Origin of the sequence: uncultured Helicobacter sp. (assembly GCF_947367035.1) — a bacterium.
Lineage (GTDB): Bacteria > Campylobacterota > Campylobacteria > Campylobacterales > Helicobacteraceae > Helicobacter_D.
In genome coordinates this window covers 13981-32526 of record NZ_CANBCA010000005.1, presented here as the reverse complement: position 1 = coordinate 32526, position 18546 = coordinate 13981, and the positions used below count along the sequence as shown (strand labels likewise).

At 34.6% G+C, this 18546-nt stretch carries 25 protein-coding genes; 11 read left to right on the top strand and 14 right to left on the bottom strand.

Translation table 11 applies throughout. The annotated features are described in order from the left end of the window. Positions 1-23 precede the first annotated feature (23 nt). The gene (locus Q0Y61_RS02730) at positions 24-587 is read right to left on the bottom strand and encodes a thermonuclease family protein (RefSeq protein WP_297810972.1); all 564 of its coding nucleotides are present in this window, start codon (positions 585-587) and stop codon (positions 24-26) included. A gap of 176 nt (positions 588-763) precedes the next feature. Between Q0Y61_RS02730 and apt the strand changes: the two genes are divergently transcribed. From apt to Q0Y61_RS02680, 10 genes are all read left to right on the top strand, one after another. Continuing rightward, the gene (gene apt / locus Q0Y61_RS02725; RefSeq protein ID WP_297810969.1) at positions 764-1324 is read left to right on the top strand and encodes an adenine phosphoribosyltransferase; all 561 of its coding nucleotides are present in this window, start codon (positions 764-766) and stop codon (positions 1322-1324) included. 113 nt (positions 1325-1437) lie between these two features. Continuing rightward, positions 1438-1806, top strand: coding sequence for an aspartate 1-decarboxylase (gene panD / locus Q0Y61_RS02720; protein WP_297810965.1), 369 nt, complete (start codon positions 1438-1440; stop codon positions 1804-1806). Next, entirely contained in the window at positions 1799-2110 is a 312-nt protein-coding gene (locus tag Q0Y61_RS02715) for a YbaB/EbfC family nucleoid-associated protein (RefSeq protein WP_297810962.1), read from the top strand. Before panD ends, Q0Y61_RS02715 begins: the two co-directional genes overlap by 8 nt. Next, the gene (locus Q0Y61_RS02710) at positions 2110-3258 is read left to right on the top strand and encodes a PDZ domain-containing protein (protein ID WP_297810959.1); all 1149 of its coding nucleotides are present in this window, start codon (positions 2110-2112) and stop codon (positions 3256-3258) included. The genes Q0Y61_RS02715 and Q0Y61_RS02710 overlap by 1 nt, the downstream gene beginning before the upstream one ends. After that, complete coding sequence (locus Q0Y61_RS02705) at positions 3233-4084, top strand: polyprenyl synthetase family protein (protein ID WP_297810956.1); 852 nt, start codon at positions 3233-3235, stop codon at positions 4082-4084. Before Q0Y61_RS02710 ends, Q0Y61_RS02705 begins: the two co-directional genes overlap by 26 nt. Before the next feature lie 11 nt (positions 4085-4095). Beyond that, the gene (gene surE, locus Q0Y61_RS02700) at positions 4096-4887 is read left to right on the top strand and encodes a 5'/3'-nucleotidase SurE (RefSeq protein ID WP_297810953.1); all 792 of its coding nucleotides are present in this window, start codon (positions 4096-4098) and stop codon (positions 4885-4887) included. Further along, the gene (locus tag Q0Y61_RS02695; RefSeq protein WP_297810950.1) at positions 4887-5567 is read left to right on the top strand and encodes a ThiF family adenylyltransferase; all 681 of its coding nucleotides are present in this window, start codon (positions 4887-4889) and stop codon (positions 5565-5567) included. The genes surE and Q0Y61_RS02695 overlap by 1 nt, the downstream gene beginning before the upstream one ends. After that, positions 5567-5722, top strand: coding sequence for a hypothetical protein (locus tag Q0Y61_RS02690; RefSeq protein WP_297810947.1), 156 nt, complete (start codon positions 5567-5569; stop codon positions 5720-5722). Before Q0Y61_RS02695 ends, Q0Y61_RS02690 begins: the two co-directional genes overlap by 1 nt. Positions 5723-5731: 9 nt before the next feature. Continuing rightward, the gene (locus Q0Y61_RS02685) at positions 5732-6616 is read left to right on the top strand and encodes a carbon-nitrogen hydrolase (RefSeq protein WP_297810945.1); all 885 of its coding nucleotides are present in this window, start codon (positions 5732-5734) and stop codon (positions 6614-6616) included. Then, the gene (locus Q0Y61_RS02680; RefSeq protein ID WP_297810943.1) at positions 6616-7185 is read left to right on the top strand and encodes a methyltransferase domain-containing protein; all 570 of its coding nucleotides are present in this window, start codon (positions 6616-6618) and stop codon (positions 7183-7185) included. The genes Q0Y61_RS02685 and Q0Y61_RS02680 overlap by 1 nt, the downstream gene beginning before the upstream one ends. Before the next feature lie 135 nt (positions 7186-7320). Here the strand turns inward: Q0Y61_RS02680 and Q0Y61_RS02675 are convergent, their stop codons facing one another. From Q0Y61_RS02675 to Q0Y61_RS02650, 6 genes are all read right to left on the bottom strand, one after another. Next, the gene (locus Q0Y61_RS02675; RefSeq protein ID WP_297810940.1) at positions 7321-8325 is read right to left on the bottom strand and encodes a beta-ketoacyl-ACP synthase III; all 1005 of its coding nucleotides are present in this window, start codon (positions 8323-8325) and stop codon (positions 7321-7323) included. A gap of 15 nt (positions 8326-8340) precedes the next feature. Then, positions 8341-9327: a phosphate acyltransferase PlsX gene (gene plsX, locus Q0Y61_RS02670; protein ID WP_297810937.1), complete on the bottom strand. Its 987-nt coding sequence runs from the start codon at positions 9325-9327 to the stop codon at positions 8341-8343. A 14-nt stretch (positions 9328-9341) separates the two neighbouring features. Continuing rightward, positions 9342-9497 carry a 50S ribosomal protein L32 gene (rpmF, locus tag Q0Y61_RS02665; RefSeq protein WP_115551219.1) on the bottom strand — a complete coding sequence of 52 codons (156 nt, stop codon included), beginning with the start codon at positions 9495-9497 and terminating at the stop codon, positions 9342-9344. Positions 9498-9514: 17 nt separating this feature from the next. After that, positions 9515-9880 carry a hypothetical protein gene (locus Q0Y61_RS02660; RefSeq protein WP_297810934.1) on the bottom strand — a complete coding sequence of 122 codons (366 nt, stop codon included), beginning with the start codon at positions 9878-9880 and terminating at the stop codon, positions 9515-9517. Positions 9881-9883: 3 nt separating this feature from the next. Next, positions 9884-10297 carry a nucleoside-diphosphate kinase gene (gene ndk, locus Q0Y61_RS02655; protein WP_297810931.1) on the bottom strand — a complete coding sequence of 138 codons (414 nt, stop codon included), beginning with the start codon at positions 10295-10297 and terminating at the stop codon, positions 9884-9886. Between the two features lie 269 nt (positions 10298-10566). Next, positions 10567-11310, bottom strand: coding sequence for an MqnA/MqnD/SBP family protein (locus tag Q0Y61_RS02650; protein ID WP_297810928.1), 744 nt, complete (start codon positions 11308-11310; stop codon positions 10567-10569). A gap of 153 nt (positions 11311-11463) precedes the next feature. Here Q0Y61_RS02650 and Q0Y61_RS02645 point away from each other — a divergent pair, with 153 nt between their 5' ends. After that, on the top strand, positions 11464-12318 hold the full coding sequence (locus Q0Y61_RS02645) for an HDOD domain-containing protein (RefSeq protein ID WP_297810926.1): 855 nt from the start codon (positions 11464-11466) through the stop codon (positions 12316-12318). Positions 12319-12361: 43 nt separating this feature from the next. Here the strand turns inward: Q0Y61_RS02645 and Q0Y61_RS02640 are convergent, their stop codons facing one another. Genes Q0Y61_RS02640 through Q0Y61_RS02610 form a run of 7 tightly spaced genes read right to left on the bottom strand, consistent with a single transcriptional unit; the run spans position 12362 to position 18526 of the window. Beyond that, positions 12362-12934 carry a phosphoribosyltransferase family protein gene (locus Q0Y61_RS02640; protein ID WP_297810924.1) on the bottom strand — a complete coding sequence of 191 codons (573 nt, stop codon included), beginning with the start codon at positions 12932-12934 and terminating at the stop codon, positions 12362-12364. Beyond that, the gene (gene tmk, locus Q0Y61_RS02635; protein WP_297810921.1) at positions 12934-13503 is read right to left on the bottom strand and encodes a dTMP kinase; all 570 of its coding nucleotides are present in this window, start codon (positions 13501-13503) and stop codon (positions 12934-12936) included. The genes Q0Y61_RS02640 and tmk overlap by 1 nt, the downstream gene beginning before the upstream one ends. After that, positions 13504-14019 (bottom strand): pantetheine-phosphate adenylyltransferase, encoded by a 516-nt coding sequence (coaD, locus tag Q0Y61_RS02630; RefSeq protein ID WP_297810918.1) that lies wholly within the window; start codon positions 14017-14019, stop codon positions 13504-13506. Continuing rightward, positions 14019-15023: a dihydroorotase gene (pyrC, locus tag Q0Y61_RS02625; RefSeq protein ID WP_297810915.1), complete on the bottom strand. Its 1005-nt coding sequence runs from the start codon at positions 15021-15023 to the stop codon at positions 14019-14021. The genes coaD and pyrC overlap by 1 nt, the downstream gene beginning before the upstream one ends. Next, positions 15023-16447: a phosphomannomutase/phosphoglucomutase gene (locus Q0Y61_RS02620; RefSeq protein ID WP_297810912.1), complete on the bottom strand. Its 1425-nt coding sequence runs from the start codon at positions 16445-16447 to the stop codon at positions 15023-15025. The genes pyrC and Q0Y61_RS02620 overlap by 1 nt, the downstream gene beginning before the upstream one ends. Next, positions 16425-17693, bottom strand: coding sequence for an aminofutalosine deaminase family hydrolase (locus Q0Y61_RS02615; RefSeq protein WP_297810909.1), 1269 nt, complete (start codon positions 17691-17693; stop codon positions 16425-16427). Before Q0Y61_RS02615 ends, Q0Y61_RS02620 begins: the two co-directional genes overlap by 23 nt. Then, positions 17693-18526 carry a mechanosensitive ion channel domain-containing protein gene (locus Q0Y61_RS02610; protein WP_297810906.1) on the bottom strand — a complete coding sequence of 278 codons (834 nt, stop codon included), beginning with the start codon at positions 18524-18526 and terminating at the stop codon, positions 17693-17695. Before Q0Y61_RS02610 ends, Q0Y61_RS02615 begins: the two co-directional genes overlap by 1 nt. Positions 18527-18546: the final 20 nt, after the last annotated feature.

Below are 18546 nucleotides of genomic sequence, written 5' to 3'. Positions count from 1 at the left end.
GAGTTTTAAATGATAATGAAATTTCACTCACTTAAAACCTCTTTAGCAATTTCTTGCAAGGTTCGTTTTAAACATTCCATTTCCTTGCTCCATTCTTTCCACAACCCGCGCTTTTCGCTTCTAGCAATATTTTCTAACACCTCTAAATCTGCCAATATTGCAGATTCTGTTAGGTCAAAATACTGCACAACTGCATAACCATCACGCACAAGCTCTGCATTAAAGAGATTCCCTCCATTTTGCAAAAAACACCAACCATTTTTATAACCCAAACGATATTGTTCTTCTAAAAAAACTTTATTGCGCGTATATTGCATCGCAAAATGTCGCATTTCTTTCACTGCTTGTTGATTCACTTCGCAAGTATCATTTTGGAAACTTTTGCTAACCCCAGCTATTCCATAAAGCTGACAATAAAGCATACCATATCTCTTATTATACACGCTAAAAAGTGTAGGTGCATAAATAGATTTTAACAACACCTGCATACTAATAGGTGGAGTTGCAAAGGCAAAAAGATTCAAACCTATCAAACATACACCCAAAGTAATCATTAAAATATTTTTAAGTTTTTTTGTCCTTTGCATTGACGATTCTACCTTTGATAAAAAACCTTTGTATTATTTGAAATTGTAGCAAACTTCTACATTATTCTTAAAACTTTCTTTCTATAATAAAAACTAAAATCTTGACACAATAGCACAAAACGCGTTAAGATTCCGCAAAATATGCAAAATTTAAACTAAAAGGTTAAAGGGAAAATATGCAAACAACCGCACTAGACAACAAACAAAAGAGGTTTTTACTTGATTCTATCCGCACGATTCCAGATTATCCACAACCAGGAATCTTGTTTTATGACATCACAACCCTTTTAAACAATCCGCAAGCTTTTGAAATCGTTATTGACCATTTAAAAGTGCGTTATGAATCTTTAAAGATTGATTTTATAGCAGGAATTGAAAGTCGTGGCTTTATTTTTGGTGCTGCTTTAGCCTATACACTAGGAATTGGATTTGTCCCTATTCGTAAAAAAGGCAAATTACCCTACACAACCATTTCTGAAAAATACTCTTTAGAATATGGCTTCAGCGAAATTGAAATTCATATTGACGCATTTAAAGCCTCTAATAAACCTAATCCTAATGTGCTTTTAATAGATGATTTAATCGCTACAGGTGGCACCGCAATTGCCGCAGTCAATCTTATCAAACAAGCAGGAGCAAAATGTGTAGAATCTTGTTTTATTTTGAATCTTGAATCCTTAAAAGGCGCAGAAAGTGTGCAAAAACTTGTTTCAACTTATACACTTTTGGATTTATAAATCCACACTTCCAATCTTTTAAAAATTAAGGTTTTTTATTTTAACAAAATGTGTTAAAATTCTTAGAATTTACAAGGTTTTTGAATTTTTGAAAATTCTTTAAGGACAGGGAATTGAATCTAACGATGTTATATAGCAAAATTCATCGCGCAAGCGTGAGTGATGCCAATTTGAATTATGTCGGTTCTATCACGATTGATATTGAACTCATCAAAGCCGCAGGACTACAAGAAGGGCAAAAGGTAGATATTGTTAATATTAACAATGGTGAGCGATTTTCAACCTATGTCATAGAGGGCAATAAAGGCGATATATGCTTAAATGGTGCAGCAGCACGCAAAGTGCAAGTGGGAGATAAAATTATTGTAATGGCTTATGCACAATATAATCAACAAGAACTTCTTGATTATACACCAAAAATCGTGCTAGTAGATGAAAAAAATCAAATTATTGCGATAAAAAAGGAGTTGAAAAATGTTTGACCCACAAGAACTTGCCAAAACACTTGGCAATCTACAAGAAAAGCTTAAAGAAGCGCAAGAAGAAAACAAAAATTTGATTTTCAATGCAAAAAGTGGTGGTGGGTTAGTGAGTATCAGTGCTAATGGTGAAGGTGAAATCATTGATATTAGCATTGATGATTCTTTATTAGAAGATAAAGAATCTCTGCAAATTCTTCTTATTAGCGCATTTAATGATATATTTAAAAGTATAGATACAAATCGCAAGACGGTGGCAATGGGTATGCTAGGCAACTTAGGAGATTTTCCACTGAAAGGGATATAATGTTAAGTTTAACTAGATTGAAAAAATTCTGTTGGCTTGGATATGGAATCGTGTTGTTAAATGGGATACTTTTTGCCTATGACTTTGAAGCTTGCAAGCAAAAGGCAATGTTTTCAATGGAGCGGGTAAATAACACTTATGGAATTGCGGTAAAACGACTAGGAAATACCACAGAATCCGAAACCTTAACCCCTTCTAAAGTTGCTTTATTCGTCTATTCTCCAAAATCTGCACCAAAAGGCTATAAAATTTTAAAACATGACCCTTTTTTAGGTATGTATTTATTGGAATCTAAAAGCGAATTATTGCCAATTTCTTTGCGTGCAATTCATAAAGAAATCCTAGAAGATGAGATGGCAAGTATCCTACCACTAGAGGGGGTAAGTGGCAAAATCCAAACGCGCATGCAAAGTCCTATTGATTACGCAACTCTTAATACCCCAACCTTTCCAAATAGTCTTATTAGCACGGTTTGCGACCATATTTATGGAATCGGGATTGGTAAAAATGAATTTATTGAAAAAGATTATTTGGAACGTTTTATCCATAGTGATTCTATCTATTATGGTGATATTGGTGTGCGTGTGTTTCAAAATAATGATGACAAAGTAGAAGTGAATCTAATTGACCCCTTTTTCCCAGCAAATCCTTTTGTTTATGGAGATGAGATTATGATGATTAATGGAGAAGCGATTCCAAATGTTGCGCATTTTAATCGTGTTGTTTTTGATTTAAAAGAAAGAGAAATCGTGCCTGTGCGTATATCACGCAATGGAACGGTTATGGAACTACAAGTGCGCGTGGATAAAAGACGTGGTGGAATGCTCTTAAAAGAAGATTTTTTAGGACGTGTAGGAATTGAAATCAATAGCGATTTTGTGATTACCTCTGTTGCACCCTATGCCAAAAATGGCTTTGAACGTTTAAAAGTGGGTGATAAAGTTTTACGCGTGAATCAACAAGCCGTTCCTAAAGGCTATGATGCAATTATTCACTTACTGGGTAGATACCCAGATAAGACACAAAAATGGTTGATTTCGCGTGATGATTTCCAGTTTTTTATTAATGTCAATCAGAAGCAACCTATCCAAACACAAGAAAGCATTATACAAGGACTTTTAAATGAATCTAATGCCTTTAGTCTTTGATAGATTTGAACACTATCTTATTAAGCAAGTCCCTAAAGTCGCTAGTTTTCACCCTTATTTTGAAACCGCTTTATGGGAAATGGTTTTAAATGGAGGTAAAAGATTCCGACCCAAATTGCTTTTAAGTGTTGTAGCAAGTTATAAACCAAAAATGATAGAAAAGGCTTTTGCCCCTGCACTTGCAATAGAAATTTTACACACTTATTCGCTTATCCATGATGATTTGCCCGCGATGGATAATGCAACCTTACGTAGAGGTTGCCAAACATTACACACAAAATACGATGAAACAAGCGCAATTTTAGTAGGTGATGGATTAAACACTCACGCATTTTATCTCTTAACAAAAGCAAAATTAAAACCAAAAATCAAAGTCAAATTAATACAATCTCTAAGTTATAATGGTGGAATCTATGGTATGGTGCTAGGACAAGCATTAGATTGCCACTTTGAACGTCAAAATCTCCCACTTAAACAATTAAAAACCATTCATTTAAACAAAACAGCCAAGCTCATTGCAGCAAGTTTGCAAATGGGCGGAATCCTTGCAGAGTGTGATAAAAAAACTTGTAAGATTCTTTATGCATTAGGGCTAGATTTAGGATTGTTTTTCCAAATTCGTGATGACATTATTGATGCAACACAAAGTGAGCAAGAAGCTGGCAAACCTACACACCAAGATAGTATAAAAAATAGCTATGTAAATCTACTAGGTTTAGAGGGTGCAAAGCTAGAAGCAAAAAACCTTGAAAACTCTATTAAAGCACAATTGAAGGCATTAAAAGTAGAAAAAATCTTCAATACGCTTTTAAGTCATTATTTTTAAAGGTTCTTTCAATGAAACGCATTTTATTAACTAACGATGATGGCTATCAATCTCCCGGACTTTTGGCACTTAAAGAAGCCTTAAGCCCACTTGGACACATTATGATTGTAGCACCTGCAAGCGAAAAATCTGCCTGTGGGCATTGTATGACCCTCACACGTCCTATGCGGTTTATTAAGATAGAAGATGACTTTTATAAATTAGAAGACGGAAGCCCCACAGACTGCATTTATCTTTCTTTAAATGCACTCTATCAAGAAGGATTTATGCCTGATTTAATTGTAAGTGGCATTAATATTGGCTCTAATATGGGTGAGGATGTGAGCTATTCTGGCACAGCAAGTGCAGCAATGGAAGGGGCGTTGCACGGAATTCCATCTATTGCAATTTCACAAGTTTTGCAGGATAAAAATTACTTTGGATTTGATTTTGCTTTAGCAAAGCAAAGCATTTTTCGACTTGCAAAAAGAATCCTAGAGAACCATTATCCCTTGCAAGAAAGGGAATTTCTCAATGTCAATATTCCACAAATTCCTGCCAAAGATTGCAAAGGCTTCAAAATCACAGAACTTGGAATCCGCACTTATGGGAATGATGCACACGTGCATCGCAATCCACGTGGGGAAGAATATTATTGGTTGGGCTTACATCCCCTAGCTTGGCAAGAACGCACAAATAATGAAACTTCGGACTTTAATGCAATAATGAAAGGCTATGTTTCTATTAGCCCTATCACTTTAGACTTTACCGCAAGGAATCGTTTGCGCACTTTGGAAAATTGGATCAATGGAGACTTAGATTAATGAACCAAAAACGTTTTGCTAGAACTTTGCCTTTATTTAAAGAAGAGGGATTCAAAAAACTCCAAAATGCTAAAATTTTATTACTTGGCGTAGGAGGCGTTGGAAGCTTTGCGCTAGATTGTCTCTATCGCACAGGAATTGGCACAATCTGTATTGTAGATAATGATTGTTTTGAAGAAAGCAATCAGAATCGCCAAATTGGATCATTTGAAGGCATTGGGCATAAAAAAGTCGCAATTCTAGCCAATAAATACAAAGGTATTCTTGCGCTAGATTCTAAAATTACACAAGAGTTTATTGATAATTTTAACTTTAATGCTTATGATATTGTCATAGACGCGATTGATGATATAGAGGCAAAAATTGCACTTGCACTCAAAATAGCCAACAAACCAAAAGATTCTACAAAACCTTATTTACTTTCTTCTATGGGAAGTGCAAAAAAACTAGACCCCTCGCAAATCCAATTCGCACCCATTTGGAAAAGTTATGGAGATAAATTCGCGAGAAAATTTCGTGAGGGGTTAAAAAAACAAGGATTTAAAGGAGATTTTATGGTAGCTTTTAGCCCAGAAGATCCGAAATGCAAAGAACTTGGTAGTTTCAGCGGAGTAACTGCTAGTTTTGGATTGCGTCTAGCAAGCGAGGCAATCACAATCATTTTAAAAAAGGACAAATAATGCAAATTTTTTCAAAAGCTTTTGAAAGCGAGGAAGACTTTGAAGATGAAGAATATGATGGCTATGATTCAAATTACGAAGATAGCGATAAATTTCTTTATGATGAAGATGATTATGATAGTAGCGATAGCGACTACGAAGACGAAGGGTATTAAGGAGTTTTAATGGAATCCAAAATTAAAGTAGCCCTAATCCAACAATCCTATAAAGGCAACAAACCCGCGACACAACAAACGAGTGCGCGAATGATAAAAGAATCTGCTAAAAATGGAGCGCAATTAGTTTTATTGCAAGAACTTCACACGAATGAGTATTTTTGCCAAAGTGAAAATGTCAATTTTTTTGATTACGCATTGAGTTTTGAAGCAGATTGCGAATATTTTAGTCAAATTGCCAAAAATAATAAAATCGTGCTAGTAACTTCACTTTTTGAACGCAGAAGTGCTGGTCTTTATCACAATACCGCCGTAGTGTTTGAAAACGATGGAAGTGTTGCTGGAAAATATCGCAAAATGCACATTCCAGATGACCCAGGATTCTATGAAAAATTTTATTTTACACCTGGTGATTTAGATTTCACCCCCATTCATACAAGCTTAGGCAAACTTGGTGTGCTAATATGTTGGGACCAATGGTATCCTGAAGCAGCACGTATTATGGCGTTAAAGGGTGCAGAGATTCTAATCTACCCTACGGCAATTGGTTGGTTTAATAGCGATAAACCTGATGAAAAGGAACGGCAAAGAGAAGCTTGGATGGCTGTGCAACGCGGACATAGTGTAGCAAATGGAATCCCTATTGCAACTATTAATCGCGTAGGCTTTGAGAGTGATAGTAGTGGAATAATGGAGGGAATTACCTTTTGGGGTTCTAGCTTTGCCTATGGAGCACAAGGCGAATTACTTGCGCTTGGAAGTGTAGAAAAAGAAGAGGTTTTATACTTTGAATGGGACAAACAAAGAAGCGAAGAAGTGCGCAGGATTTGGCCTTTTTTACGCGATAGGCGCATTGATTCTTATAATGAAATTTTAAAGAGATATTGTGACTAATGCAAAGCGACCAAACCAAATGGAATCTTCGCTACCAAGAAAATCCTTTTCCTAATCAGCCTTTAGATCTTTTAAAACAATATATCACGCGAATACAACCGCAAAAAAACCTTAAGGCTTTAGATATTGCTTGTGGAATGGGACGCAACTCGCGCTTTATGCGAGATTATGGATTCTATGTAGAAAGTGTGGATATTTCAAACTTTGCTATCCATTCTTTACAAAATGAACATAATATTCACGCATTTTGCGAAGATTTGGATACCTTTAAGATTCCACCTCATCACTATGATTTGATTTGTAATAGTTATTTTTTAGAGCGTAGATTATTTCCCTTTATACGTGAGGGACTTAAAAAAGGTGGAATCTTAGTGTTTGAAACTTTTGCTAGAAGTGAGATAGAATCCTACAATGCTTTTGTGCAAGATTCCAACCATTTATTGCACAAAAACGAACTTTTACACGCCTTTTTAAATTTAGAAATTTTATTTTATGAAGAGACTTTAATCCCGCATATCAAAGATTCTACATTTGCTTTAGTAGCTAGATTAGTTGGCAAAGCAACATAATCCTAATTCTTTGCCTAAAATCATTCACACATACTTTAAATTAACACAATGCAATCTCATAAATGAAATCTATGCTATGGTTGCTTCATTTTTGCAGTTTTAATGGACAATAGAAAATTGGCTTTACTGAATTTTCTATTGTCCATTAAAAGTCAAAATTGCTGAACCCCAAGTCAGACCACCACCAAAAGCGTCCAAAAGAAGTTTTGAACCTTGTTTGATTTGACCACTTTCATACAAATCATTCATCGCCATAGGAATAGAAGCCGCAGAAGTATTACCATATTTTTGCACAATAATTGCAACTTTTTCACTTGAGAATCCCAACGCTTCTCCTACTGCAGAGATAATACGTAAATTCGCTTGGTGAGGAATAAAAAAATCAATTTCTTCTTTTGATAAGTGGTTCTTCTTCAAAATTTCTATCACATCTTTTGTCAAAGTCTTAACCGCAATCTTAAAAGTTTCATTGCCTTTCATCTTCATAAACTGCAAACGTTCTTGTAATACTTCAATACTTGCAGGATAGCGACTCCCACAACCTGGTGTCATTAATAAATCCTGATACTGCCCATTTGATGCACATTGCACATCTAATACACTAAGGTCTTTATCTTGTGTTGTGCCAATAATTGCCGCTCCTGCTCCATCACCAAACAAAACGCAAGTGCTGCGGTCTTGCATATCTAAAATACTTGAAAGCTTCTCTGCTCCAATAATTAAAATATTTCTATAAGTTTTAGATTCTATGAAAGCTTTAGCAAGAGAAAGGATATAAATAAACCCGCTACAAGCCGCTGAAATATCAAAGGCGGGTTTATTAATGATCCCTAGATTGTTTGCTACTACACACGCGGTAGAAGGCATACAAAAAAAATCTGGAGAAATAGTTGCTACGATGACAGCATCTATGGATTCTATATCTATTTTGGCACGTTCTATTGCTACTTTTGCTGCTTTAGTCGCTAAATCACTTGTTGCTTCATTATTTGCTGCAAACCGCCTTTCTTTAATACCCGTGCGTTTAGTTATCCATTCATCACTCGTTTCAACGATTTTAGACAAATCCTCATTCGTAATGACTTTACTAGGAACATAAGCACTAATGGAATTTAAAGTTGCATAAATTGGCTTATCCATCGTTTTTCTTTCATTTTAGGTTTTATATCGCTCTAAAGCACTTAAGATTCTATGATTCACATTGCTCTCAATCGCTAAGATTGCTTGGAATATTGCATTCTTCATCGCTTTTGCATTACTTTTTCCGTGGCAGATAATTACATTGCCATTCACACCTAGAAGTGGTGCTCCGCCATATTCGGCATAGTCAATTTGTTTTTTAAGCTTTTTAAAGACATTTTTCATAAACAATGCTCCAAAGATTCCAATAGGTGAAGATTTAATATATTTTTTTAACAAAAAGATAATGGAATCCGCCACTCCCTCACTTGTCTTTAATACAACATTACCAACAAACCCATCACATACAATCACTTCTACATTCGCATCAAAAATATTATTACCCTCTATATTCCCAATAAAATTGGGGTGTTTTTTCAAAAGATCAAAAGCTGCTTTTGTGATTTCATTACCCTTGCACTCTTCCTCACCATTTGCCAACAAACCAATTCTTGCTTTGGGATAATTTAAAATAGTAGTTGCGTATTCACAGCCCATAATCCCAAATTCAAAGAGATTTTCTGGCTTACAATCTACATTTGCTCCTGCATCTACTACTAAACTTTTATTTGCGTCTATTCGTGGCATAAGTGTGCAAATAGCAGGACGTGAAATGCCCTCTAAACGTCCAATTTTTAAAGTAGCAAGGCTCATTGTCGCTCCACTATGTCCAGCAGAGACCACCGCATCAACTTGCTTATTTTTAAGCATTTCTATTGCAAGATAAATGGAGCTTTCTTTACGCTTTAGTGCGGAAGTTGCACCCTCCTCCATTGTAATAAAATCTGTGCAATGCACAATTTCTACTTTTTGCTCATATTCAGAGGGAATTAAGGGCGTAATGACTTGCTTATCCCCTACAAGCACAAGAGTAAAACTGCGTTCCTTCAATGCTTGTAAAGCACCTTGCACAAGCGGGGAAGAGCCAAAATCTCCCCCCATTGCATCAACGGCGATTTTCATTTTTAAAATTCCAACTAATTATTTTTGTATTTTCCAGTAAATTTATTTACACGATGAGGCATTTTCCAAGTGCCATCTTTATCTTTTACAGGAACTGCTAATGTAATTTTATAATGTGTTCTTCTTTTTGCTGCTCTTGTTTTACTCACACGTCTCTTTGGCACTGCCATTTCTTACTCCTTATAGATTATTTATCTTCTTTTGTATGATAATCACAGCGAATCATCTCTAATTCACTATATAAAATTTCCTCAAAATCAATGTTGCCCTCTTTGCATTCTACCAATTCTTCAAAGCAATCTAAATGCACTATCTCATCACTTAAATAAAACTCTAAAGCCTCTTCTAAGGTCTTTTCATACTCTTCTCCACTTAAATCACAAACAAGAGTCATACTTCCGCTTAAGATTCCATTTAACTTTAATCTCTTAGGATGAGATGTATCATAGGATAAACTGCCTTCTAATTTTACTTGATCTTTTTCAATGCAAAAGGGAAATTTCTCTCCGTTTTTGCAAGCTTGAAAAGTTTTTGCAAAGGATACTTGGTACATTAATTAGCAAATTTCTCTTGTTGCAAAGAAAAATGCGATTTCCTTTTTTGCATTTTCCAAGCTATCACTTCCATGCACTGCATTAGCATCAATACTCTCTGCAAAATCTGCACGAATTGTGCCAGCTGCTGCTTCTTTTGGATTAGTTGAACCCATTAATTCGCGGTTTTTTGCTACTGCATTCAAACCCTCAAGCACCATCACTACAACGGGTCCGCTTACCATAAAATCTACCAACTCACCAAAAAAAGGACGCTCTTTATGCACTGCATAGAAATCTTTTGCATCGCATCGGCTTAATCTGACTTTTTTCATTGCTACAATTTTTAAACCATTGCTCTCAAAGCGGTCAATAATTTTCCCAATTACATTTTTCTTCACCGCATCAGGCTTGATAATGGACAATGTTTGCTCCATCGCTACTCCTAAAACCCACTTTTTGGGCAAATTTAAAATAAAAGGGATTATTATAGTAAAAATAACCTGCATTTTTTATTAAATCATATTTTCATTTGCTTAAAGATTTTTTTATTCATCAAATAGCATCTAAACAACAATTCTTTAATTGATTCAATTCATTAAGCTTGTAAAGATGAATAAGAGAAAAAGATTCAAAGATTATGGATTAACCTCGCTAGTTTGCATTATCTTGCAATCTATTGGGCAATTCGCTCTTATTACAAATTCTACTGATGAAATTGTGGCAATTTATAACATAAATCCTTGTTTTTAAACCTTTGTGGAGCTTTAATCCTTAAAATCCTTAAACTCCGATAGAATCTTTCTACTCCAAAATTTGCCTTTTTGTCTATTTTATAGGACAATACCTCAAGATATTTTAAGATTTCATATTTTGAGATTCCACTTTTTAATGCAGCATTGTCTAACAAAAAATATGGAATCTTGACGCGTTTTCTATAAAAAGCCTGAACTAATTTCTCATAAAATCTATGATTCTTTTTTACACATAATCTTCCAAAAACAAAAGGTAAATGCTCCTTATTTACCCAAAATTTTCCTAAATCTATATAATCTTTTTTATTTTCGCTTTTTTGCTTTAAGACTTCTACAAGAGCTCTATCTCCAATCAATACACGCCCTTTCAATCCTAAGACTTTTAAAAGTGCATTGGAAGTTGCGGATTGATAATCTTCTCCTCTTTGTTGTGGGAGACAAATTACACTTAAAACTTCTTTTCGCGCTACAATTCCAATCCTGGAGGGTTTAAACCGTTCATTTCTTGCCCGAAGTGCCGTGATAGAGGATACAAATCCTGCATCAATGCGTCCAAATAAAAATTCGTGATTTAATTTAACAGGATAAGATTTTTTTTTATTATAAAATAATTGGAAACACGATGGTTTTGGATATGTGCGTATAAAAGCTTCAAAAGGCAAAAGATTAAGATAATCAATTTTTCCAAAACGCATAAAATCTCCTTAAAATTTCTCATTATTTTACCATTTATTGATAATTTTATCTCATTTTTGAAATTTAATCTCTTTAATAAAGTAATGTTTTACTAAAAATACTATAGAATAAAGGGTTTATTATAAAAATTCTTAATGCTTAGGAAGTTTTCAATGAATCCTTTACTTTTAGAGACTATTAACGACCTCCCACCACTCCCTAAAACCGTGATGGAACTACAGGAATATGTTGATTCTAGTGGGGCAGACTTAGAGATTAGTAAAGTCGTAGCTATTATTTCTAAAGACCCTTTATTAATTGGTGAACTTTTACGCCTTGCAAACTCTCCATTTTATGGATTTTCTCATCAAGTTTCTACCATTCAGCAGGTGGTTTCTTTACTAGGAATAAGCAACATTAAAAATGTCATTTTAGCAAACTCTATTAAATCCAATTTTTCTATTGATGTTTCTCCTTATGGACTAGACACAGGATTTTTTCTAGCGAATTGTTCTAATGAAGTAGATTTCATTTCCACTTGGCTACAAGAAGAAGATAAGGCACTTTCAAATGAACTTGTGCCTTGTGCAATGTTACTGCGCTTAGGAATGATTTTACTTGCAAATATACTTTTAAAATCGGGTAAAGCGGAAGAGTTTTTAAGTAAAAACAAAGCACAGAATTTTCAAAATGTATCTGAATTAGAAAACCAATATTGTGGTGTGGATCACGTGTCTTTCTTGGGATTCTTATTTGATTATTGGAAGTTTGATGAACGTTTAGTTCAAAGTATTACCCATATTGAAAATCCACACGCCGCATCTCAAGAAATCAAAAAGAATGCTTATGCCTTGGCGGTTACAAATTGTCTTTTTGAACCTTATCACCCTTTAAGCCCTTTTAATTCTAAAAAATCTATTGCTCTTGTTACTGAAGCAACGAATCAGGGGGTTGATTTTAATATGGGAAACTTTTTGGCTAAACTACCTCAAGTTGCTAAAGACAATTTAATGAAAGATACGGATTAATTAGCTTTTGATGAAATTCTTAGCATACAAAATATAGATTTATCTAATTTCTAGCGTCTGCTAGGACAAAAGCATTTAAAACTTTTGCTCCTTTGGATTCTAAGAATTCTTTTGCCTCTGTTAGTGTTAAACCTGTGGTTACAATGTCATCTATTAATATGATTTCTTTGCCCATTACTTCGCGTTTTAAATAAAAATTGCGTGGATTAGATTGACGAAACTCTAGGCTTTTTCCTGCATACGACACCATATTTCTAGCGTATAATGTCCGATAAAGTGGTTTTAGTCCAACATATTTTAAATGATACAAAAAAATTGCATTGTGGGCATAACCTTGTGCGCTGACTTTATCATCAACTCCCACACCATAGACTTCTAATGGAATCTCCAAAGATTTTTTTAAATATTGTGCTGCTTTTTTTGCCAAGATTCCATAGATTTTACTACCAATCCTTTGATATTTGCTACGCAACAAATATTCAATCTCACTGAATGCAAAAAAACTATAAATTTTAAAATGTTTAATTTCTCTACATTTTGGAGCAATCTTAATTGCATTGAAACAATCTTTACAAAGAGTAGAAAAAGTCCAAGTTCCACAAAGTAAGCAACGCATTATTGCTTAATAAAATCCACAATTTTTGAGGTAATTGCAGTTTGCGGTAAATCTGCTGGTAGAATAAGAGATTCCACCTCTAATCTTGTAATCGTTTGTTTTAAACGTTCTTGAAGTTTAAGAAGATAAGGGATTCCGCGTTTTTCTATTTTATCTGCTCCCTTTTGTGCTAACCTTTTTTGCAACACCTCCTCCGTAATTTCTAGCAAAACTACTTTATCTGGCAAAATCCCATTAGTAGCAAAGAGATTAAAATCAAGCAAGCTTTCAATATCAAATTCTATCGCATAAGCAATTCCAGAAATCAAACTTCTATCACTAATAATCAATTGTTGTCTGTTTGGCTTTAGGATTTTTTCACTATGTTCTGCCCTATCAGCAAGAAACAACAACATCTCTGCTTTTGGATTCAAAGCTAAATCACATTCAAGCAGGATTTTACGAATCTCTTTACCAATCTCTGTTGCACCGGGCTCAAAGGTAAAAATTGCTTCTTTAAAAACTTCTTTCAAAGAAGCAATTTGTGTGCTTTTTCCACTTGTATCAATCCCTTCTATGGCACAATACATTTAAAAGCCTTTAGGCAAAGAATCACAAACATTGGATTCCATAATATAATCTTTAACAGAAAAAGGTACTAAATGCGCAATCTCCCCCCCGTGTAGCAGAATAGAACGCACCACCGTGGAGCTTATAAAAGCATTCTGAAGTGAGGGCATAAGATAAATTGTTTCTAACTCACGATTCAAAGACGCATTGGCATAGCCCATTTGTAATTCGTATTCAAAATCACTCACAGCCCTAAGCCCGCGCACAAGGATTTTTGCTTGTTGCTCTTTTGCAAACTCTGCAATCAAATTTTCAAAAGGATAAACCTTAACTTGACAAGAAATATTTTGAGATTCCTTAATGGCTAAATGCACCATTTTAACACGTTCATCAAGCGAAAACAAAGGATTTTTACGACTAGACCTTGCAACTGCAATAATCAATCCATCAAAAAGCTTACAAGCACGCTCAATAATATCCAAATGTCCATTGGTAATAGGGTCAAAAGTGCCAGGATATACTGCAACTTTTGACATTAAGCCAAACTCCAATTTAATGTTTTCCCAGCATATAACGGCACAATACCTTCTATATTTTGTGGCACAACCATTGGTTTCTTGACAAGCACAACTTGTTTTTTTGCCTCTTCTATTCCATAGATTCTTTGCGCATTGCCACTTATAAATTGTTCTAAATTCTCTAGCCTTTTGTGTGCATCAAAAAGAGTTGCCAATGCAGGCAAAAGAATTGGTGAACTAAAAATTCCTGCTGCTCCTTTGGCACTTTCTTTACTTGTTTGTAAATGTGGCGCAGAATCACTCCCAAAAGAGAATTTTTTATGCGCACTTAAAGCAAGTTGCAATAGTGCGTCCCTATCTTTTGGAGTTTTTAAAATTGGTTTGCAAAAAGTATGTGGATTGAGTGCGCCACCAATCACATCATCTAAACTCAAACTAATATGATGTAAAGTGAGCGTAGCATAGAGATTGGGATATTTTTCTACAAGGTCAATAGAACGACAATCACTCAAATGTTCAAAAATAATTTTTAGATGTGGAAAAGTTTGCGCAAGTTTTGCAAATATGATATGAAATTCCACTTCGCGCTCCAAAACGAAACCATTACTTTCCCCGTGAATACTTAAAACCAATCCTAACTCTTGCGCTATTTCCAAAATCTCTAAAATTTTTGTATTCAGAACTTCGCTCACTCCGCTTTCACTTCCTGTTGTCGCTCCTTTAGGATAAAGTTTAATAAATCTAATTCCTCTTTCTTTTGCTTTTTGAAGTTCTGCTCTATCTAAACTCTCTGTTAAATATAAGGACATCATCGGATTAAAACTTTTATCATCACATACTTCTAAAATTCTCTTTTGGTAGGCAAGTGCGGAATCTACATTCAGTAGGGGTGGATTCAAGTTTGGCATAACAAGCGCACCACTAAAACTTTGCGCAGTATATTTTACAACACTCTTTAAAATCTCCCCATCACGCAAATGCAAGTGCATATCCAAAGGGGATTTAAGGATAATTTGTTCCATTAAGACTCCTTGCAAATAGAATCTAGTAATTCTAAAAGTGCGCTTTGATAAGCCTTGCAAGCCTCCTCACTTTTGGCTTCAAAACGCGTTACTAGCACGGGTGTAGTGTTACTAGAACGCACAAGCCCCCAACCATTTTCAAAAACAACACGCACCCCATCTATTGTAATTATTTCAATGATTTTAGGGAAATTTCTAGGGAGTTTAGAGACATCACTTAAATATTCTTTTAATCTTTCTACCAAAACAAATTTTTTTTCCTCACTTGTTTTAATCTTTATTTCATTTGTAGAATACAATTTAGGCAAAGACTCCAGCACTTTATCAAATGCTAAACCACTCTTTTTAAGCAATTCCAGCACACGCAATGCAGCATAAGTTGCGTCATCAAACCCAAAATATCTATCATTAAAAAAGATATGCCCACTCACTTCAAAAGCCATATGCGCACCACTTTCTTTCAACTTTATTTTAAGATTACTATGCCCAGTTTTATACATAATGCTTTGTCCGATTTTATCAATACTTTCATACATATTTAACGAACATTTCACTTCACCAATTACAATGGGGTTTGGAATCGTATGCGCAAAAATAATTGCCAATTCATCGCCTTTATAAACTTTTTCTCCATTTTGTGTTTGCTTAATCACTGCCAATCTATCGCCATCTCCATCAAAAGCAAATCCAATCCCACCCGCTTTGGCAACTTCTTTTTTAAGGTCTTGTAGATTTTTTTCTTCGCTAGGGTCTGGGTGGTGGTTAGGGAAATTACCATCTGGATTCAAAAACAAGCCTTTAAACGGAATCCCTAAACCCTCCAAAATCCTTGCGATTCCAATCCCTGCGATTCCATTACCACAATCAATAGAGATTGGTAAATCTAATCCTCTTAAATGCGCAAACGCATTCGTCAAATAATCAATATATAAATCTAATACATTTAATCTTTGTGGTGTGGTATTAGTTGGAATCTTATGTGCAACTTCCTCAAAAGAAAGAGCATAGAAATCTTTTTCTAACGCATAAATTTCATCACCAAAAAATGGCTTTTTGCAAAGTGTAATCTTAAAGCCATTATACTTGGGTGGATTGTGTGAGCCTGTAATCATCACACTTCCACCAAGTTGCAAAGTTTTGGATTCTATTTTAAACTCACTATACAAAGCAAAATAGCCAACAGGTGTTGGAATCATACCTAGATTATAAGCGACTGCTCCGCTTGCAAATACCCCTTGACAAAACCAATCAAAAATAACTTCTGAATGCACACGTGCATCATATCCCACTCCTAGAGTTTTACCTCCACGCTTTTGTAGCTCTAATCCTAAAAGATAGCCGATACGAATAACATTTTCTTGCGTTAAATCCTCATTATAAATTCCACGAATATCATATTCTCTAAAAATTGCTAACTTTTGCATCTCTTTTTAAAACCTCAACTCCATTAATATAAAGCGCCATTGCTTCTTTTGCATATAATATCAAATTCTGTGCTAAAAACTCTTTTGTCTTTGGTATCTTAAAGAGGGCAAAATCTGCTAAGTTTCCAACTTGTAAAGTGCCAAGCTTGAAAGGAGTATTTAAAAATGCGTTACGCGTTACACTAAGCAACAATTCTCTTGCCAAAGATTCCAATGTCTCGCTAGGATAAGCAAACAAAGCAATGCGTAACTCATCTAGTAAGCAAAGTGTATTATTAGAGCTTTTGCCATCTGTTCCTAAACAAAATGGAATCCCATATTTTTTCAATGCACTGATATTTAAAAATTTAGAGTTTAACAAACGATTAGATTTTGGGCAAGTAATGATTTTGCCTTGTAATTTAGCAATTTTTTCTAACACTGACGAATCTGCCTCCAAACAATGCACAAAATAGGTATTTTGTATATCTTTAAAAAATTCTAAAAAGCTTTGCATAGTATAAAAAGGTGTTACTTTATTCCCAAAAAACTTTTTAAAAAACTCTTGAAAGTATCCTTTGCCAGATTCTAACCATTCCTTTTCTTCAAAGGATTCCAAAAAATGCACACTTAAAGGTAATTTTTCCTTTGTTGCAATTTGCAGGACTTTTTCTAATAATTTTGAATGGACAGAATAAGGCGAATGGATTGCAATGGCTGGAATTAAGTTCCTACTTGGGATAGATTTAGAATCTTCTAAACGCATCAAGAAGTTTTGAAATAAAATATCTAAAGATTCTACCTTTGAACCAATCACTTCGTTAAAATAAAGCACACGCAAAGGAGAATCCGCTAAAACGTTCAAATCATACCCATAGCTTGAAACTGCCCCTACAAATCCAACTCCACTTTGCAAACATTCTTGAATTCCTTGTTGCATTGCAGTCTTTAGACTAACACCTGTTAATTTTTCTTGCATTAGCACTTCACGATTCTCAATCACACTATCAAGCCACTTCCCAAACTCCCCAAAATGAAGCAATCCCTCATTTTGACTAAACTCTAAATGCAAATGTAAATTGGCTAGGGCTGGTGTAATTGCACAAGATTCAAAGTATTGGGCTGGAATCCCTTGATATTGCTCACATAAGTTTTGATAAGAATCCACTGCCAAAATTTCTTGAGTATTAAAACAAATTCCCCCTTGTTTGAGGATACGAAATTCTGCATCACAAAGAACTACAAAATCCGCACCAATAATTTGCATTATTGCTTATTTCCTAAAGCTTGATTTAGGTTAATGTCTAATTTATTATAAGGAATCTCAATTCCTTCTTCATCAAAACGCATTTTAACCTTTTGCTGTATAATGATATTGGATTTGAAAAAATCTTCACTTTTTACCCAAAAACGCACAATCAAATCCACACTACTAGAATTAAGAGCATTCACGCCTATAACAGGCGCAGGCTCATCTAAGATAAACTCATCTTCTTTTAAAATTTCCTCTAAAATTTGCTTTGCCTTTTGCAAATCACTTGCATAACCAATGCCAAAAATCAAATCCATTCGACGTGTTGCATTCGCATTTACATTAGTAATTGGCGCACTAACGATACTAGAATTTGGCAAAATTACCACCTGATTATCGGGTGTTGTAAGTTTAGTTTGGAATAAATTAATAGAATCTACTTTCCCTGTAACTGAACCAACAGAAATCGTATCACCTTTGTTAAAATGACGCAAAACCACTAGCAATATTCCACTTGCCAAGTTAGACAAAGAATCTTTCAAAGAAAGTGCAATCGCTAAACCCGCTGTTCCTAAAACAGCAATGATAGAAGTTGTTTGTACACCTAAATTTGAAAGTGCAGTAATAATGGTCAGAATTAAAACTCCTACAAATACAACATTTTTTAAAAACTCTCCTAAGGTTTCATCACTTGTTGTTTTAATAACAATTTTTGAAATATATTTTGACAAAAACTTAGAAAGATAGTAGCCAATGACTAAAATAGCCAACGCACTGATAAAGTTTGGCAAAAAACTAAAAAACCAATTTTCAAATCTTTGATAAATTAAAAATAACCTTGTTTCCATTAATAACTCCTATAATTTTG

Coding starts and splice junctions, on each gene's coding strand:
- Q0Y61_RS02615 (WP_297810909.1), bottom strand. CDS start 17,693: ATGCAAATTATTGGTGCGGATTTTGTAGTTCTTTGTGATGCAGAATTT.
- Q0Y61_RS02715 (WP_297810962.1), top strand. CDS start 1,799: ATGTTTGACCCACAAGAACTTGCCAAAACACTTGGCAATCTACAAGAA.
- ndk (WP_297810931.1), bottom strand. CDS start 10,297: ATGGAGCAAACATTGTCCATTATCAAGCCTGATGCGGTGAAGAAAAAT.
- Q0Y61_RS02685 (WP_297810945.1), top strand. CDS start 5,732: ATGGAATCCAAAATTAAAGTAGCCCTAATCCAACAATCCTATAAAGGC.
- Q0Y61_RS02610 (WP_297810906.1), bottom strand. CDS start 18,526: ATGGAAACAAGGTTATTTTTAATTTATCAAAGATTTGAAAATTGGTTT.
- rpmF (WP_115551219.1), bottom strand. CDS start 9,497: ATGGCAGTGCCAAAGAGACGTGTGAGTAAAACAAGAGCAGCAAAAAGA.
- Q0Y61_RS02690 (WP_297810947.1), top strand. CDS start 5,567: ATGCAAATTTTTTCAAAAGCTTTTGAAAGCGAGGAAGACTTTGAAGAT.
- tmk (WP_297810921.1), bottom strand. CDS start 13,503: ATGTATTGTGCCATAGAAGGGATTGATACAAGTGGAAAAAGCACACAA.
- Q0Y61_RS02695 (WP_297810950.1), top strand. CDS start 4,887: ATGAACCAAAAACGTTTTGCTAGAACTTTGCCTTTATTTAAAGAAGAG.
- Q0Y61_RS02675 (WP_297810940.1), bottom strand. CDS start 8,325: ATGGATAAGCCAATTTATGCAACTTTAAATTCCATTAGTGCTTATGTT.
- Q0Y61_RS02640 (WP_297810924.1), bottom strand. CDS start 12,934: ATGCGTTGCTTACTTTGTGGAACTTGGACTTTTTCTACTCTTTGTAAA.
- coaD (WP_297810918.1), bottom strand. CDS start 14,019: ATGTCAAAAGTTGCAGTATATCCTGGCACTTTTGACCCTATTACCAAT.
- Q0Y61_RS02650 (WP_297810928.1), bottom strand. CDS start 11,310: ATGCGTTTTGGAAAAATTGATTATCTTAATCTTTTGCCTTTTGAAGCT.
- apt (WP_297810969.1), top strand. CDS start 764: ATGCAAACAACCGCACTAGACAACAAACAAAAGAGGTTTTTACTTGAT.
- Q0Y61_RS02645 (WP_297810926.1), top strand. CDS start 11,464: ATGAATCCTTTACTTTTAGAGACTATTAACGACCTCCCACCACTCCCT.
- Q0Y61_RS02705 (WP_297810956.1), top strand. CDS start 3,233: ATGAATCTAATGCCTTTAGTCTTTGATAGATTTGAACACTATCTTATT.
- Q0Y61_RS02660 (WP_297810934.1), bottom strand. CDS start 9,880: ATGTACCAAGTATCCTTTGCAAAAACTTTTCAAGCTTGCAAAAACGGA.
- Q0Y61_RS02620 (WP_297810912.1), bottom strand. CDS start 16,447: ATGCAAAAGTTAGCAATTTTTAGAGAATATGATATTCGTGGAATTTAT.
- plsX (WP_297810937.1), bottom strand. CDS start 9,327: ATGAAAATCGCCGTTGATGCAATGGGGGGAGATTTTGGCTCTTCCCCG.
- Q0Y61_RS02710 (WP_297810959.1), top strand. CDS start 2,110: ATGTTAAGTTTAACTAGATTGAAAAAATTCTGTTGGCTTGGATATGGA.
- Q0Y61_RS02730 (WP_297810972.1), bottom strand. CDS start 587: ATGCAAAGGACAAAAAAACTTAAAAATATTTTAATGATTACTTTGGGT.
- Q0Y61_RS02680 (WP_297810943.1), top strand. CDS start 6,616: ATGCAAAGCGACCAAACCAAATGGAATCTTCGCTACCAAGAAAATCCT.
- surE (WP_297810953.1), top strand. CDS start 4,096: ATGAAACGCATTTTATTAACTAACGATGATGGCTATCAATCTCCCGGA.
- pyrC (WP_297810915.1), bottom strand. CDS start 15,023: ATGGAACAAATTATCCTTAAATCCCCTTTGGATATGCACTTGCATTTG.